The following is a 15887-nucleotide window of genomic DNA, read 5'->3' on the forward strand; positions in this document are numbered from 1 at the left end:
AAAGGCTCCGGGCGGACGGGGCATGGCGGACAGGGTGGTGTTGGTAAAGGGCTGTAATAACAGAGAACTAGCATGACGTGGTCGGCATTTCAGGTCGCTGATTTTGTTGGGCTTTTTACCGGTTTGGCTAACCCCTCGGAACTCACATCAGGCGGCCGCCCAGACCTGATTGAGGATCTGCGCGGCCATCGCAGCCTTATCTTCGGGCAGGAACCGGCCGTAGTGTTTGGCCACCATCTCCGGCGTATCCTGGATCGCGTAGCTCGCCTGCTGATAGGAGCCGGTCTGCTTCAACACGTGCGTCGCGAGAACGTCGCGGACGTTGTGGGGACCATGTGGAAGCAGTCCCTCGATCGCGCCACGACCGGTGTACGGATTGTAGATCCCGTAGCGTTGGATAGTCAGGCGCCAGGCCTCGTAGAAGGTGGTCTGGTCATACGTCGCGTCTCGGGTGCGGGTGGAGATGCTCTTGATGAAGAGGGTGCCGGGGTCGTCGGTCCCGCCAAGCAGCAAGGGGCGATGCCGATCGAGGTAGGCCTCCAGATGACGATACAGGTCGCCGAGGTCCGGAAGCACCAGGCGAAACGGCTTACCGCCGAAGAACGACGAGTCCGCGTTCTTGAAGGCGGCCGCCGGGATCAGGACTTCCCAAGCTGCGTCCTTGGTGCTCCAGCGCAGTTCGCCCCGCTTTTGGTCGGCTAGCGTGCGCTCGGATCGGGGTGGAATTCCCTTTGGACAAACAAGTAGCTGCCGTAGGTTCTTCTGACGAACACCGAGGTGTAGCCCGAGGCGGATCATCAGGAACGATCGCACCGCTTCGGCGGCTGCCTTGGGATACAGTCGCTCGCACGGCATGAGGCGGACGATCTCCTCAGTGATCCTCCGATATTCCCGTAGCGGGCTGTCAGCCTCCAGCACCGCGAGCACCGCCTCGAACGGGTCGCGGTGGACCTTGCTGATCTTCTTGACCTCCCGGCTGGTGGCGCGAGCGTATTCAAACAGGCGTTCGCAGGCGGCCGGCCAGTCCTCACGCGCCAGCGCGATATCGGCCTCGCTCACCAGGCCGGGGATGACGCAAAGCTGGTCTGCAAGGCCAGGCGTCTGGCGCATCCAACCGTAGTCCTTGCGGACCAGGGATTGGGCAACGATCAGCATGTCGAGTTCCCAAGCGGTGTAGAAGCCGCGCCGCTGATAGCGCCATCGCAGATACCAATCCCAAATCGCCGGGAAGAGCAGGTGGGCGAATGACAGAGTTTCAGCCGGCACGCCGAGTCCTTTAGCTGGACTGTCAGGTTCGGCTGCTAACGCGCCGAACATCAAAGATAAATGCTCGACCTTTTGCGCGGCTGTCTCCGATCCCCAGATGCCGTTTCGTTGGTAACCGAGCGCGGTCAGCGGGGCGGTCTTGAAGGCGAGCAGCTCAGTCATCTCGCGCGCCAATGTCGGGGGCGCATCCAGCGGCGACGGAGCTCGAACCGTCGCATCGCGCCCATGGCGGCCCTGCATTGCAGTGGGGAAGCGCAGCCCGAACCGGTGTTTTGACACAGCGGCTTGGTAGCAGCGATACTCGGTGCTGCCCGAGACGATGACGGATTGGACCCAGTCGAGGATTTCAGCCTGTTCGGTGGCGGGCCGAGCTTTGAAGTCGCTCGGGAGATGCCAAGCGAGCCGGCGCTGCTCACTGGTCTTGGCAACGGTGTAGCCCGTCGCGGACCGGCTTGGATGCCCCATCTTGGCGCTGAAGTACCCAAGTGGCAGGCGATAGCGGTGCTCAATGCGAGAGAGAATCTCGCGACTAGCTAAGCTACGAGGTTCACGGGCGCCGAGACGCCACGACTTCAAAGTCGTGCGATTGAATCGCTCGCCCGGGCTGACGATGGCGCGATGCAGGCTCCAGGCGGTGTCGCCGTGGCGCGTCATGTGCAAATCGAGCGCGGCGGCAAAGTCGGGCACATCGATCCAATGCGTCGTCCTGGGCTCCGGGAACTCCACTATCGGTCGCTGCTTGGGCCCCCGTTTTGCACCAACCGGGGCCGCCGTCGGCTCGATCGCTAGAGGCTTCTTTGCGATGGGTGCAGGTGCGGTGGCTTTGACAGAGCGCGTTTTGGCCGCGCTCGCTCGGACCGGGGGGCGGCTCGGGGCGGGCGTGGTCGCAGGTGTCGGGCGTGCGGCATTTCGAGCGCGACGCGACGACCGCGTTCGAAGGGTGTTCGCGCGGTCGGCTCTGAGGGAAGGCGCGCGCAATAGCGTCGAATGCGGGACGAAGCAGCGGCGATAGATCTCGGACCGTGGAGGTTGGGATGTCGGTTGCCGCCGCGATCTCAGCCCAGGCGATACCGCGGCCGAGCATCGGGGCGTGAGCCCCCTTATTGATCAACCCCAGTACATAGCGCTCGAGGCGCGCGCGGGGGGCGGGATCCAGGGCGCTCGCAAACTTGGCGCGGCAATAGGCTTGGAGGCGCACACGGAGGGCGCGTTCGGGACAAGAGGTCATCGGGGCAGGGCAGGCGCTGAGGGGGGGCGGGCGACCTAGCCGATTCTCGCGCGCGCATCACCGTCGCCGTGCGCAAAACCGCGCGTAGTGTACATCAAGACAACGACACTGAGCGTGGGCGCCCACTGAAGCCGCACATTGGCACTCGGCCTCAGGCGGGACGATCAGCTTGAGTGTGGCTCGCCTGCTGGCCTCGCAGCTATTCTGAGGTTGCGCTTGGCCAATGCGAGCTTGGCCGGATCTGACTGCGAATACAGCTGATAGCGGCTGGGGTGGGGCATTTGAACGACGACGCGGCCGTCATCAGCGACCCGTCGCCTAAACTGAGTAGCGCCCCATCCTGTTGGAAGATCTTCCGTCCATTTCGCCCCGAGTAGGTGAGCGATGGCACCACCAGCCTTTTCACCCATGCAGAGATACAGCTTTGCTGGCGACTGACCTGCCACCCAGCTCCACAGATCCATGGCGAGAGCCTGGGCTTCTTTCTGATTGGCGAGAGAGGCGAGGTCACGACTGCGGAATGGGATAAATTGCGCGGCGAAGATGTCGTTTTGGGGAACGCCGAGAACCTCGTGGATCGCTTTGACCTGGATTTGAATGGCGCTGTCGACGGTGTCGTTCTTGGCCCACTTCTGCATGAAGTAGGCATTGCCGGGCGCGTGGTCCCAGCACCCCTCCCGACCCGTTCCCCCTGGGTTCAGACCCACCAGGACGGTTGAGGCTGTTTTCAGTGACGCTTCTGGCGTCATCATGAAGGCCCAGCCCTCCGCATAGCTGTGGCGATGATAGACCTCCCAGATGTGACTCTCATTCATCGCGATCAGTCTTCCCTGATGGTTGTGTCTCAACCCATTGGCTCGACAGGGCTGTGGCTTTCAAAGAGCGCAAGCTGCGCACCGCTCGCCCTTGGGTAGTCTGATGTGGGGGCGAGCGATTTGTCCACCTGCGCGTCAGCGAAGTTGGAAACTTCTCGCATGCTGAAGTGAATCAATGTGATTGATGGCTGACGGGGCACAATATGGCACACAACGAAGAAGAGAACCTCGACGGGTTCGTCGAGGATCCTGAGCAAAGTCCAGATCCAGACGATCGCTACATGCTGCAGCAGGTGGCCGGCGGCCGAGCTGCGATCACGGGTGACCCCGATCAGCATTTCAGCTCAGCAAACCATTTCGTCGGTCGCTTCTGGGTGATCGAGCCGAGGAACGGCAATCCCGAACTCGTCAGCTATCGACGTCGCTTCCAGGACGCAGAGATGGTGGACGACCTGTTTATTGGGCTGCATCACTCACTGACGTTCCATCGGTGCTGGTCAGGGCTGGGCGAGGCTGACCAGCATCTTACCCCGCATCAACAGCGATCCGTCGAAGGTAAGATCAGCGACGACTGGCCTCGAGGGCAGGTCGTTTACGCTCCATGGGATCGGACGTGGATCGTCACGATCGCTGAAAATCTAGCGAACGATGAAGCGACGCTGCTCGCGGTTCGCCAGCGCTTCGTCATCGATGAAGCCAGCTGTCGCGTCGTTGGCCAAACACAGCTGAACGCACATCGTCAGACACGGGGATCCGAATGACCACGACCGACAAAATCTTCCGCCGTGGCCTCAGCGCGATGCAGATGAGCGCGCTCCAAACTGCGGCGCAAACGACCGACCATTGGTGGCGCGATCTGCTTGGACTTTGGAAGCCGAGTGGGGTGAGCAGTGGCGAATATGGCCTGCGACTGGCCGTTCGAAATGGCTACCTGAACTTCTACCGACTCGGGCAATCGGTAGCGAAGGTCAGCTTCGACGGATCGCAACAACTGACGTTGTCTGTGCATGCCAAATACATTTGCAGCGATGATGAGCGCGCAACGGTTGGGCAGGTCTACGCTCGGCTGGCTAACCGGGAGATCACCTGCGAGGGACTGACGGCGCGCGGTTACAGCGGGGTTCAGACCGTCAAAGCTTGGATCGATGTCGTGAACCAACACTACGCCAAGGTTGGCGGCGAAAAGCCGCTCATCGATCAGCTCTTAAGTCACCCCTCGAATGACTGCGTGATCGATCTCGAAATGGGCTTGCCGGCCTGGGGGACGCAAACGACGGCGCCGCGGATGGACGTTGTTACGATTGAGGAAGTTGATGGCCAGCTGACTGTCATCTTCGGAGAAGTGAAGCGCATCGATGATGGTCGAGTGCGCTCATCCACTGGAGAGCCACGTGTCATCGAGCAGCTAGCCAAATATCAGAAGTATCTTGGCGACCTTGCAAACCGCGACGCGATCGCCAGCGCGTACCAAGCGACCGCGGCGAGAATGGTAGAACTGGCTCATATGGCCCGGAATGTTGGGGCGACGATCACGCTGTCAGACACCATTCAACGAGCGTCTGCTGGGGAAACGCTGCAAGTTGCGCGGGAAGCCGTTCTGGTCGTCGTGCGACCTGGCAATCGCGGCGAGGGAAACTGGGAGGAGCTGCATCGACCGGCACTGGACGGGGCCGTGAAGTTTGTCGAAGTGAAACCAGGTGAAGCGATGAAGCTTGGAGCTGTCGTTTGACGGTGCACCTAACGGTTCATCGCGCGACGGATCAAATCGGGGGCAACTGCATAGAACTCTCGACTGACGCGGGACGGATTCTTCTCGACGTCGGCCGACCGCTCGATGCGCCCAATGACGCGGTTGGCTTGCTACCGGTCACGCTCAATCGGGACCGGCCGCTAGACGGCATTCTGATCTCACATCCGCACCAGGACCACTACGGACTGCTTGAAGAAACACCCGCGCACTGGCCGATCTACAGCGGCAAGGCCACCGAGCGACTGATGCAACTGACTGCGAGCATCTTTGGTCAACCGATGCAGCGAGAGTTTCAGTCATGGGAGGTGGGCAAGGCGAACCAGATCGGCCCGTTCACAATCACACCGTACTTGACCGATCACTCCGCGTTTGACGCGCACATGCTGCTCATCGAGGTTGAAGGTCGGCGCATTCTCTACTCAGGTGACTTCAGAACGCACGGTCGCAAATCAAAGCTCGTTGAGCGCATGATGGCGTCGCCGCCTGCGGATATCGACGTGCTGCTGATGGAGGGGACCAATCTCGGCAGCGACAAACCATGCATGACCGAGACCGACCTCGAAGACGACTATGTCGCGCTGTTTCGAGCGACCAAGGGCAGGGTGTTTGTGGCGTGGTCGGCGCAAAACATCGACCGCACGGTGACGCTTTATCGCGCGTGCCTGAAGACCAAGCGCACGCTGGCGATCGATCTCTACACGGCTGAGGTTCTCGACGTGTTGGCCGAGCACGGTCGCATACCTCAACCAGACTGGTCGTCGATTAAGGTAGTGATCACCAGCGCGTTCGCGCGGATGTACAAGCGCAAGGGTAACGAGGCGTTCGTGACGCGCATGGCGGCTAACGGCATCTCGGCTAGAGCGCTCGCGCAGTCGCCCGAGAAATGGGTGATCATGGTGCGACCGTCGCTGATCAAAGACTACGAACCGGCAGGCGTCACGCCGACGGCTGACGATGCGTGGAGCTACGCGATGTGGCGCGGCTATCTCAAAAACGAGGATGGCCAACGACTGCAGAGCTGGTTCGACGAGGGCGGCGCCAAGGCTAAGCATCTGCACACCAGCGGGCATGCGTCGCCGTCAGATCTTCGAGCGTTCGCCAACGCGATGAAACCGAAGACAATGGTGCCGATACACGGGGTGGCTTGGGACCTCGACCGCGAGGGATTTCCGCCGATTACGCGTCTCGTCGACGGGCAACCGTTGGCGCTGTGACTACCAAATCGGCGTTAGGGTAGAATCACGCGAATGCACTGCGCAGAGGGTACTTTCACGCGAACGCAGTTCGCTGAGGATACTTTCAGACAAACGCACTGAGCAACGACGCACCAATCGCTTGCCAAACGCAACGAGCCCGTACGGACTGGCCGCAGACGCGAAGCTACATCGAATCAGGACGCCGCTATTGTCTCGGTACAACCCAAACCATGCGCACTCCAACGCGACGCTCGCTGCAGCTCGCGTTTGGGGAGACACTTGTCTGATCGAAGATGGTTCGGTGTTCTCGGACGAGCCATTGTGGTCGAGCGAGGTGCTCGCTGAGGTCGATGCACACTTCAATGGTCGACCAGACGCGTCGAAAGATCGCTTTCAAACCAAGCTGCATCGTCAGTTTGAAGATGCGTCACCGCGCGCATGTCAGCTCGTCGCCGAGATGCTGTGGGCCATGAACCTGTTCCCCAGCAACATCGGTCCGGTGTCGAAACGCAATGCGATCAAAGACGTGTGGTCTTGGTCTGGCGACGTTTTGTCAGACGAGCACGAGATGATTGATCGTGAGCTTCTCAAAGGGCTCGGGTCGGCGGGGCCAGGGTTCCTGGCGCACCGGCCGCGGGAGGTTCGGTTCTTCATTCACGCGATGATCGCGTTCAAGGCATTTTCGGTGGATCAACGACGGGCGCTGCTCGATGACGCTTGGCAGTTTGCAGAGTGGTTGGATGCGGTGCCGGATGAGGGATACCGGCAGCTCAAGCATATCCTCCCGTTCCTGCTTTTCCCCGAGCAGTTCGAGCGCATCGCAAGCCCCGGCGACATACGCAGAATTCTGATCGGGCTCGGTGGTTTTGATCGGCGCGCGCTCAAGCAGGTGTCGAAGGTCGATCAAGATCGCGCGCTGCTCGATCTGCGTCGTAAGCTCGAACAAGACGAAGGTCGTGAGATCGACTTCTACGACAGCAAGTTTCGCGAGATCTGGGCACCTGACGACGAACCGGTTGAACCGACCGAAATGCAGCGATCTAGCGACGATTGGGCGAGCGCGCATGTGACAGGCGCTAGCAAAGAACCACTGAACCAGATTCTCAACGGACCGCCTGGGACAGGGAAGACGTACCAGACGATCGAGCGTGCTCTTTACATCCTCGATCCAGAATTCGCGATCGCCAACAAGAGCGATCGCGAAGCGTTGAAGCTGCGATTTGATGAGCTCGCGAGCGACGGACTCATCAAGTTCGTCACCTTTCACCAGAGCTTCAGCTACGAAGATTTTGTCGAAGGTCTTCGTGCGGAGGTCCTCGCCGACGGTTCACTCAACTACTACGTCGCTGATGGCGTGCTTAAAGCGTTCTGCGAAGCGACCTCAATAGGTCCCCGCCTCGCCGCTGGTACGACGTTCGGGAGTGGCTATGTCGTCACGCGGTCGACCGATGAACTTCTTTGGCTCGAGAAGCCGAACGGCTCGAGCCTGCCTCTGCCTTGGGCGATCATCGACGGTCTCAAAGCGCTGCTCGACAAGGGCGTCATCACACTCACCGATGTGCGCGAGAAAACCGTCTTCGAGCGAGCACCAGACAGCCGCATCGAGAAGTACATCGTCAACGGTTACAACAACCTGCTGCCCCACATCCTTGACGCGGTAACCTCGGAAAAGCGCGCCAATCCGCATCGCCCAAGCGTGCTGATTATCGATGAAATTAATCGTGGCAACGTGTCGAAGATCTTCGGTGAGCTCATCACGCTGATCGAGCAATCGAAACGCGCTGGCGCGACGGAGGCGCTCAGTGCGACGCTGCCTTATTCGAAAACGAACTTCAGTCTACCAAGCGGTCTGCACATCATCGGCACTATGAACACCGCTGACCGCTCGCTCGCGACGGTCGACATAGCGTTGAGAAGGCGGTTCGTGTTCGTCGAGGTCGAACCTGATTCAAGCACGCTTGAAGGCGTCGAGATCGCTGGCGTCGATGTCGCGAAGCTTTTGGACACGATCAACGCGCGCATCGAAGCGCTGCTTGATCGTGATCATCGGCTTGGACATGCATATTTCATTGGGCTGACCGCCGATGACGATGTGCGTCATTTGAAGCGTGTGTTCGCGACGCAGATCATACCGCTGTTGCAAGAGTACTTCTTCGATGATTGGCACCGCATTCGACTGGTTCTGAACGACCACCGCAAGGCAGCGGCGGAGGACCAGTTTGTTGTCGCGCAAGCAGATGGTGCGTCACAGCTGTTTGGTGATGGAAACCTCGAGGTGCCAACGGCGAAGTCGTGGCGCATCAACGCAGAGGCTCTTGATCGACCAAGCGCATATCATCTGATCATGAGCTAGCCGTTTCATGCCGACGGTACGCGAGTACGCTCGCCTGACATTGGACGACGTACCAGCGTCGCTAGATCAAGCAACGATCAGCAGATCGGCGTTTGATTGGCTGGCCGAGCATGCGGCTAATGCAAGCGAGGGGCCGGCTCTCGTCAGTTTCGTCAACGCGAAATCGTTGAAGGTCGCCAACTATGTCGGCGTCGTCGAGACCGCTTGCGGCACGCGTATCGAGATATTGCCAAAGCACGTCGTTGAGGCAGGTTCAGTCGCAGAGTCCCGTAGCTTGCTCATTCGGATGATCAGCGAAGCGCTACATCTGAGGCCTCGCGTCGGACCATTGTCCGATATCGAAGCGCTGCGTCTGCCATTACCAGAGTGGCTCGCCAGCCGCTTCTTGGACGAGGTCTCCCGCCTTGTGAAACGCGGGTTGAGGCAGGCGTACTGTCGCGTTGACGATCGAGGGCCGTTCTTGCGCGGCGCGCTCGACGTCGGGAGACAAATCAGGTCGGGACCTGCAGGTACTCATCTCATCGCGTATCGACACGACGTCTACACATTCGATCGTGCCGAAAACCGATTGCTCCGATCCGCTGTCGACCAGGTGCTCAGAGCAACTCGGTCGAGTGACAACTGGAGGCGCGCGCGCGAGCTCGCCATCGTTCTCAGCGACGTGCCATCTAGCGTCTCGGTCATTGGCGATCTGCGCGTTTGGTCGAGCGATCGGCTGATGGCTGACTACGCAACGGTAAAGCCGCTGTGCGAGCTGATCTTGCTGCAGCAGACACCTTTCGCGGTCGCAGGCGAACACAACGGATTCAGCATGCTGTTTCCGATGGAACGATTGTTCGAGCACTACGTCGCCGCGTCGCTTCAACAGTCGCTTCCTGCAGGTTTTGCTATCAGGGCTCAAGCCACTGGACGCTACCTTTGCACTCACAACGGTTCGGGCTGGTTCGGTCTGAAGCCAGACATCGTTGTGACGTTTGGTGAACGATCTTGGATCGTTGATGCGAAGTGGAAACTTCTCAACGCCAACGTCGCTGGTTACAATCTAAGCCAAGCCGACTTCTACCAGCTCTTCGCTTACGGGCATGCATATCTTGCGGGGGCGGGGGACACCTTCCTGGTGTATCCTCGAACGTCTTCGTTCGACCGGCCGCTAGAGCCTTTCCGTTTCTCTGATCGCCTGATGTTGCAGGTTTTGCCGTTCGACCTCGTTACGCGGACGGCGGCGTACTCGTTTCTCGACTACGCATCGGACGCCACGCTCACTTCAGAGGTCGAGGAAGAGGGCGTCAGTGCATTAGTGCATTAGTGTAGGTGGGGGATTTCGCATTCAGCCCTGCGGGATGATCTGTTCGATTGATTGTCGAACGAGGGAGTTCGCTGGGTTTTCAGACACGAACGGGGGGCTTTGGTGGCATTGAGGAATTCACGCCGTCAACATGCAGTTGGACAAGGGTTTTTCCACTCAGGATCACTTGAGGAAGAGGGGGAGATTCGGCTGCGCTACGTCTACGACTGCGGCGCGATGCACAAATTCGCCGCTGCGCGTAACGCTTCGATCGACGCCTACATCCGGTCCGTCGGGGTCGGCCAGCAGATCGACATCCTTTATCTGTCTCACGTCCATGCTGATCACGTGAACGGTGTCTCTCGTCTGCTTGACGCAAAAAGCGGATTGAGGGTCGACACAATCGTCCTCCCGTTGATCAACATCGCAGACAAGGTGACGGCGTTTGCTCGAACTGCCGCTGATGACCCTGCAGCGGCTGTAGACCCGTTCTATCAGCAGTTCATCGTCAACCCTGTCGATACGCTCGCCCGATTCAACCCGCGGCAGATCCTGTTCATAGAGTCGGACCAAGGCGATGGCGGAGCACCAGGGCGCGACGGCCAGGTCATCGACGGCCCTTACCCAAGCGATCCCTCTGGTGACAAACCGATCATGGGGGAGGCGTGGAAGCTCGTCGGTCGCGGAGCGGTTCGAACGGCGGACGAGACAGAAGTGGGCGCACTAGATCCCAGCCGAGCCTTCCCCGTGCTCGTCATCCCCGACACCTTGGCGATGGCGGTCGCTTCTTCGACCGCGACGCCAACGTTTGAATGGCTTCTGGCACCCTTTGTGGACCCGACGATCGAGACCTTCACCAGCGACTTCCTTGAGGACCTTGCCGAGCGTCTCGACAAGGACAGGGCCACGCTCGAGATCTGGCTTCAGGATACGGCCAATTTACAAACGCTCGTGACGTCAGAGTTGAGCGACCTCGCTGCGGCTTATTCGGAAATCGCTGAGGACCTGAACATTACAACGTTGTGCTTGTATTCAGGCCCGGCTTCCTCGGCCTTTAGCTTGACGCGATATGCGCACGTGATGATGGGGAATATGTCGCACAGGTCCAGACGGGGGCGGCCCAACCGCATCGCTTGGCTAGCCACAGGGGACGCGGCGTTGAAGCAGAAGGCGCGTCGAGACGATTTCTTCCGTCACTATGGCCTGCATCTCGAACATGTTCTCACGCTAACTCTCCCGCATCACGGGTCGGATCACAACTTTCACGTCGACCTTCTCGAACATATCCAACCGCTTCATTGTCTGGCGGCTGCGGATCGGTTCAAGAACTGGAATCATCCTGGATCCCGCGCCGTCCAAGCTGTCGCCTCGAGAGGTGGCTTCTTGCATGTCGTAACTGCAAGTCCACTGTCAGGCGCTTGTGAACGGGCATGGATCGGATAACGCGGAGCCTCCGCGATCATCGGTTTGTAGGCGGCATTAGGCGTACGTTCGAGTCTTCGCACTGAGGGCGCATTCGGGAAAGCACTGAGTGATGTCGGTGTCGAGGCGGATCAAACCTTTGAGACTGAGTTGGGCGCTATAAGATCTAACGAACGCAACAGCAACGGGCCTTACGTCGGAGCGTGAAACCTTTGACCCTCCTCACCAGCCCAGCAGAATACGCCCCTTGGTCGCCTGCCACTCTCTTTTCAACAAACGTCGCGCTTCAAGTTCGGCTTTGACCATTGCCAGCTCAATCTCCGCCCCTCCCGCTGCCTCCCAATTTGACACGGGGGAGAGCGCCAGAGCGAGCGCACTGAGAAACGCCCTGTCCTCTTCTGAATTGCGGTTGGGTACAGGATTGATCCGCAGTCGGATTCGGGTGAGCAGCACCCGAGCTCGCCGAAGTGCCGGGCCGTACTCTTGGATCTGGATTTTGGATCTAGCCTTGCTGTCCCACATCGGCATGGCCCGTGTCGCTAGCTCCTGACACAATCGCACCTCTCCCAGAAACTCGGCGACGTCGCCGCGCAGAGCGTCGATCCATTGTTGGCGGAACTCCGAGATTTTCGTTCGCCGCGCCATAACGCCGGTAATTAGAGCCGCGCCAAGGGCTCCGGCTCCGATCCAAAGGACTGTTGTCCAGAACACCGAGGTCGAGACTGGCGGTTTTGAAGGCGGCTCAAGACCTGCCGGTGACCTCGTATTCGCGATTGCAGAGGGACCCTGGTCGGCGGCTGCCGCCATTGCGGCAGCCGGTTCGTTGGCGGCTCGACCGGAAGCTGCCGACAAGCAAGGAGCAGATGAGGCCATCCATATCGATACGCAAATCGCGGCGGCGGCGCGCAGCTTCGAAGTCTTTACCATTGGTCTATCTCAACGCCCAATCATCCGCGCATGGCGAGCGGCCACACACATGCTCTCGCAGCTTGCCGAGAACTTTTTGACGGCTCGCTCGAAGAACCATGTCGCGTCTCAGGATAAATATCAAAACGCGCAGAGCGATTTTGGTTATCAGTGCACATTCGGAAAATGGCACTGAGCGGCTGCCCAGCGACCAGGCGAGGATCAGCCCGAAAGGCGCTGGTTGTAGAGCTGACCACCGAGTTTGCGGATACCCAAAGAGCTGATGATTTCGCGCTCGACCTGCCGAGCCGAAGCTTCGTCCGAAAACACTGCGAACGAGACGCCAAGCCAACCTTTCGGCTGTGAAAGGCAGTATGAGCGAAGCTCAGAGTTTACGTGAGTTTTGCCGACCGGGCCGTTGGCGAGGTCGTCTTTGGCGAGATGCGATCGCAGCCGCCCTGGGGTGCGAGAGGTGCCGCAGTAGATCGCGGTCGAGGTCGCTCGATCCCAAAGGATGTACACCGCGGTCTCTGCGTCTCCCCAGCCGCTGACCAGGTGTTGACGACATTCCGAAGCCGATCGGATCGGCCCTAATCTTTGTGGCATGAGGCGTCCTCCTCCCCACAGGATGACCTTTGAAAAGGAGCTGCACAACGTTCGTGATCGATCGCGACAATCACACTTTGGTCGCGCGGCGTTCTGGTTGAAGATGCGGCGAAGAAGGGGAGCGCGTCGCATGCTCGAAGAACCGAAATCGGGATGGGAGCGCGTGGCGCCGTTTGTGGCGGGCGGCGTTTTGCTCGCCATTCTCGCTGGAGCGGGGATCGCCGCGATCGCGCCGAAGTTCGGGTTGCCTGAAAGCGCGACGGCCGCAGAGACGAGAGCTGCGCCCACCGTTGCCGAGCTTGTCGCCGAGACGGCAAGCGCCGACACGGCGCCCCAGAACGCTTGGATAGAGTGGACATCAGACAAACCGATCAACACCTATCGCGTCGGCGGTTTCGACTTTTCGTTTCGGCCGATCGTTGATGACGGTCTCAACGCGGCACGCATGAGAGTGTCGACCTCCGACGGGGTCTCGACGGAGCTCACCGGTCAGGCTTTGTCGTGGGCGGCAAGTGCTGACTTCGCGGTGGTTCAGCTCGACGCGAGCAAACCAGATCGTCAGGTGCTCTTCTCGAGCTTTAGCGGGGGAGCACACTGCTGCACTTCGCTGACATTGCTCGAGCTCAAGGACGGTGCTTGGCGAGCGACGGACCTGGGGCAACGAGACGGCGATGCGGCGCAGCTGCCGCAGGACTTGGACGGCGACGGGGTCAAGGAGTTCGTCTTCGTCGATCAGTCCTTCCTCTACACGTTCGACTCATACGCTGGGAGCTGGGGGCCGCCGGTCGTTATCTCGGTGGCGGACGGGCGCGTAAAAGACGTGTCGGCGCAAGCGCGGTTCAGGTCAGTGTATGAGCGCGAGCTCGCTGAAATGCGTGAAGCGTGTGCGGAGCGGGCCAACGGCGCCTGCGCAGCCTATGTGGCGACCGCAGCTCGCGTTGGGCAGCTGGACCAGGCTTGGGCGTTCATGCTGCGCTCTTACGATCAGTCATCAGACTGGATCTACCCGACGGCCTGCCGTGTTCGCACCGCTGCCCAATGTCCGGCCGAGGCCGAACTCAAGTTCGCAAGCTTTCCAGAGTCTCTGCAGTGGTTCCTAGGCGACCAGGGATACACCGCGCCGAGCTACGTCGAACCGCTGCAAGCGAGAGGCCCGAGCTTCTCATGCGGGGCAGCGCGGAAGGCTTCAGAGCAAGAGATCTGCGCGAGCAGTGAGCTGTCGGCGCTCGATCGTTTGATGGCGCGTGCGTACACGCGGGCGACGGCGCTGACCGCCGAGCGGCCGGCGCTTAGAACTTCTCAGCGTGAGTTTCTGACGGCGCGCGACCAGGCTTCTGACGAGTACGCATTGCGAGACCTCTATGCGGATCGCATTCGGCAACTGGCGGCTATCTGACGCGCCGAACCGGCGATTTGGAAGCTCAGTGTACAATAGGGATTTCGCACTGGCGTGAGCCGGCGATCAGGATTGGCTTTCGCTAGTTGATGCCGGCTCGCCCAGACGTGTCAGATCATGCTCTATGAGCGAATGAAACATCTCCTCCTCCCCGCGCTCGCGGCTCTGGTTCTAGCGGGCTGTTCGCACGGCCCTCAGCCCGGCCAAAACCAACCGACTGCGCTGAAGATAGCGAGCTGGAACATGGAGCATCTCGCGGAGGCGGACGGCTCTGGTTGCCGGCCTCGCTCCGAGACCGACTATGCTGCGATGCGTCGCTATGTGTCTGGCTTGGATGCCGACGTGATCGCTTTCCAGGAGGTCGAATCCAAGGCCGCCGCGGAGCGAGTGTTTGAGCCCCAGGCCTACACGGTCGTGATCGAAGATCGCGTCGGCACCGACAGAGGGGGTGACTGCAGGGGACTACCTGGCCAGACGATCAACGCGCAGCGGACGGGCTTCGCCATTCGTCACGGGGTGCCGTTCGAGCGTCTCGTCGACTTCGCCGAAATCCAGGTCGGGAATCCGGATCTCCGCTCTGGTGTCGACCTGATCGTGCGGCCGCGGGGAGGGAAGTCCATTCGCCTTCTGTCGGTGCACCTGAAATCAGGGTGCAGCTCAGGGGATCAGAACGAAGCCTGTGCGGCCTTCTTCCAGCAGGTCCCCGTTCTCGAACGCTGGATCGATCAGCGGGCCGATGAGCCGGTGCGGTTTGCGATCCTGGGCGATTTCAACCGGCGACTGGCGATGCCGAATGAGGTCGTCTGGTCGAACTGGGATGACGGGTCTCCCATGAACGCAGATCTCTCTCGAGCGTCCGGGGAGCAGACAGCCCGCTGCAACCCTCGCTATCGCGACTTCATCGACTTCATTGTGCTCGATCGCCGCGCGACGGCTGACCTTCGGACATTCGAAGAAGCGACGTATGTCGGCGACGCTCTGAGCGATCACTGCGCTATCGCGGCGACCCTTTCGGTTCGCTGACCCTGGCGCATGCGTTCAGGATGTCGGGCTGGCCTGTGGCTAGAAACTAGCGCTTCGGCTTTGCCGATTTCGCAGGCGCTTTGCCTTTCGGCTTGCGTCCGCCCTGTCCTAGCCCGCTCGCCTTCGCCAGAGCGGAGCGGCGCGCGGCGTAGGCGGGGCTGACCATCGGATAGTCAGGGCGCAAACCAAAGGCGTCTCGATAGCTCTGCGGGGTGTAGCCGTGTGTGCCGAGATGGCGCTTCAGGCTCTGATAGGTTTTGCCGTCGATGAAACTGGTGATTCCCGCATCACTGACCGATCGCTTGATCTGCGCGCTGGTCGGCCGCTCGATCTCGACCGTGGGCTCTTCGACGGCACTGCCGGCGCTGGCGAGTGCAGCGTGGGTCGCCGCGATCAAACTGGATATCTCGTCGGGGCGAACCTGATTGTTCGACACGTAGTTGGCGACGATGCCAACGGTCATATCGAGCAGCGCGTTTGCGTGGTCGTGAGCCATGGGCTCTCCTTGAACTGATCGATTCTATGCAGCACCCGCTTCGATAATAGAAGCCTGTCGGCGACGATACGCGCAAACACGCGAGCTCAGGCAGATGTGGACAAACGCACTGGGAGATTTGGCTCTCAGGGTACATCTGGAAAAG

Annotated in this window: 14 protein-coding genes; 9 read left to right on the forward strand and 5 right to left on the reverse strand. The window is 60.1% G+C overall.

All coding sequences use genetic code 11. From position 1 onward, the window contains the following. Positions 1-147: 147 nt before the first annotated feature. Together ACW174_RS13360 and ACW174_RS13365 are read right to left on the reverse strand one after the other, a co-directional pair. On the reverse strand, positions 148-1953 hold the full coding sequence (locus tag ACW174_RS13360) for a hypothetical protein (protein ID WP_492014934.1): 1806 nt from the start codon (positions 1951-1953) through the stop codon (positions 148-150). A gap of 705 nt (positions 1954-2658) precedes the next feature. Further along, on the reverse strand, positions 2659-3309 hold the full coding sequence (locus tag ACW174_RS13365; protein WP_492014935.1) for a hypothetical protein: 651 nt from the start codon (positions 3307-3309) through the stop codon (positions 2659-2661). A gap of 203 nt (positions 3310-3512) precedes the next feature. On the opposite strand from ACW174_RS13365, the gene ACW174_RS13370 reads away from it, so the two are divergent. The 6 genes from ACW174_RS13370 to ACW174_RS13395 all read left to right on the forward strand — a co-directional run bounded on the left by ACW174_RS13370 (position 3513) and on the right by ACW174_RS13395 (position 11336). Next, positions 3513-4070 carry a hypothetical protein gene (locus ACW174_RS13370; protein ID WP_492014936.1) on the forward strand — a complete coding sequence of 186 codons (558 nt, stop codon included), beginning with the start codon at positions 3513-3515 and terminating at the stop codon, positions 4068-4070. Further along, positions 4067-5038, forward strand: a complete 972-nt coding sequence (locus ACW174_RS13375; RefSeq protein WP_492014937.1) for a hypothetical protein — start codon at positions 4067-4069, stop codon at positions 5036-5038. The genes ACW174_RS13370 and ACW174_RS13375 overlap by 4 nt, the downstream gene beginning before the upstream one ends. 2 nt (positions 5039-5040) lie before the next feature. Further along, positions 5041-6273: an MBL fold metallo-hydrolase gene (locus ACW174_RS13380; protein WP_492017283.1), complete on the forward strand. Its 1233-nt coding sequence runs from the start codon at positions 5041-5043 to the stop codon at positions 6271-6273. A gap of 283 nt (positions 6274-6556) precedes the next feature. Continuing rightward, entirely contained in the window at positions 6557-8608 is a 2052-nt protein-coding gene (locus ACW174_RS13385; RefSeq protein WP_492014938.1) for an McrB family protein, read from the forward strand. Between the two features lie 7 nt (positions 8609-8615). Then, the gene (locus ACW174_RS13390) at positions 8616-9914 is read left to right on the forward strand and encodes an McrC family protein (RefSeq protein WP_492014939.1); all 1299 of its coding nucleotides are present in this window, start codon (positions 8616-8618) and stop codon (positions 9912-9914) included. A gap of 216 nt (positions 9915-10130) precedes the next feature. Further along, positions 10131-11336 (forward strand): hypothetical protein, encoded by a 1206-nt coding sequence (locus ACW174_RS13395; RefSeq protein WP_492014940.1) that lies wholly within the window; start codon positions 10131-10133, stop codon positions 11334-11336. A 201-nt stretch (positions 11337-11537) separates the two neighbouring features. Here ACW174_RS13395 and ACW174_RS13400 read toward each other — a convergent pair whose 3' ends face one another. Beyond that, a complete protein-coding gene (locus ACW174_RS13400) occupies positions 11538-12122 on the reverse strand; it encodes a hypothetical protein (protein ID WP_492014941.1) in 585 nt (194 codons plus the stop codon). A 16-nt stretch (positions 12123-12138) separates the two neighbouring features. Between ACW174_RS13400 and ACW174_RS13405 the strand changes: the two genes are divergently transcribed. Further along, complete coding sequence (locus ACW174_RS13405) at positions 12139-12417, forward strand: hypothetical protein (RefSeq protein ID WP_492014942.1); 279 nt, start codon at positions 12139-12141, stop codon at positions 12415-12417. Between the two features lie 26 nt (positions 12418-12443). On the opposite strand, the gene ACW174_RS13410 is transcribed toward ACW174_RS13405, so the two are convergent. Continuing rightward, complete coding sequence (locus tag ACW174_RS13410; RefSeq protein WP_492014943.1) at positions 12444-12743, reverse strand: hypothetical protein; 300 nt, start codon at positions 12741-12743, stop codon at positions 12444-12446. 214 nt (positions 12744-12957) lie between these two features. Here ACW174_RS13410 and ACW174_RS13415 point away from each other — a divergent pair, with 214 nt between their 5' ends. Together ACW174_RS13415 and ACW174_RS13420 are read left to right on the forward strand one after the other, a co-directional pair. Then, entirely contained in the window at positions 12958-14223 is a 1266-nt protein-coding gene (locus ACW174_RS13415; RefSeq protein ID WP_492014944.1) for a lysozyme inhibitor LprI family protein, read from the forward strand. Positions 14224-14355: 132 nt separating this feature from the next. Next, positions 14356-15246 carry an endonuclease/exonuclease/phosphatase family protein gene (locus ACW174_RS13420; protein ID WP_492014945.1) on the forward strand — a complete coding sequence of 297 codons (891 nt, stop codon included), beginning with the start codon at positions 14356-14358 and terminating at the stop codon, positions 15244-15246. 46 nt (positions 15247-15292) lie between these two features. On the opposite strand, the gene ACW174_RS13425 is transcribed toward ACW174_RS13420, so the two are convergent. After that, positions 15293-15742 (reverse strand): Ros/MucR family transcriptional regulator, encoded by a 450-nt coding sequence (locus ACW174_RS13425; RefSeq protein ID WP_492014946.1) that lies wholly within the window; start codon positions 15740-15742, stop codon positions 15293-15295. Positions 15743-15887: the final 145 nt, after the last annotated feature.

It is taken from the genome of Brevundimonas sp. AVps31, assembly GCF_058681355.1.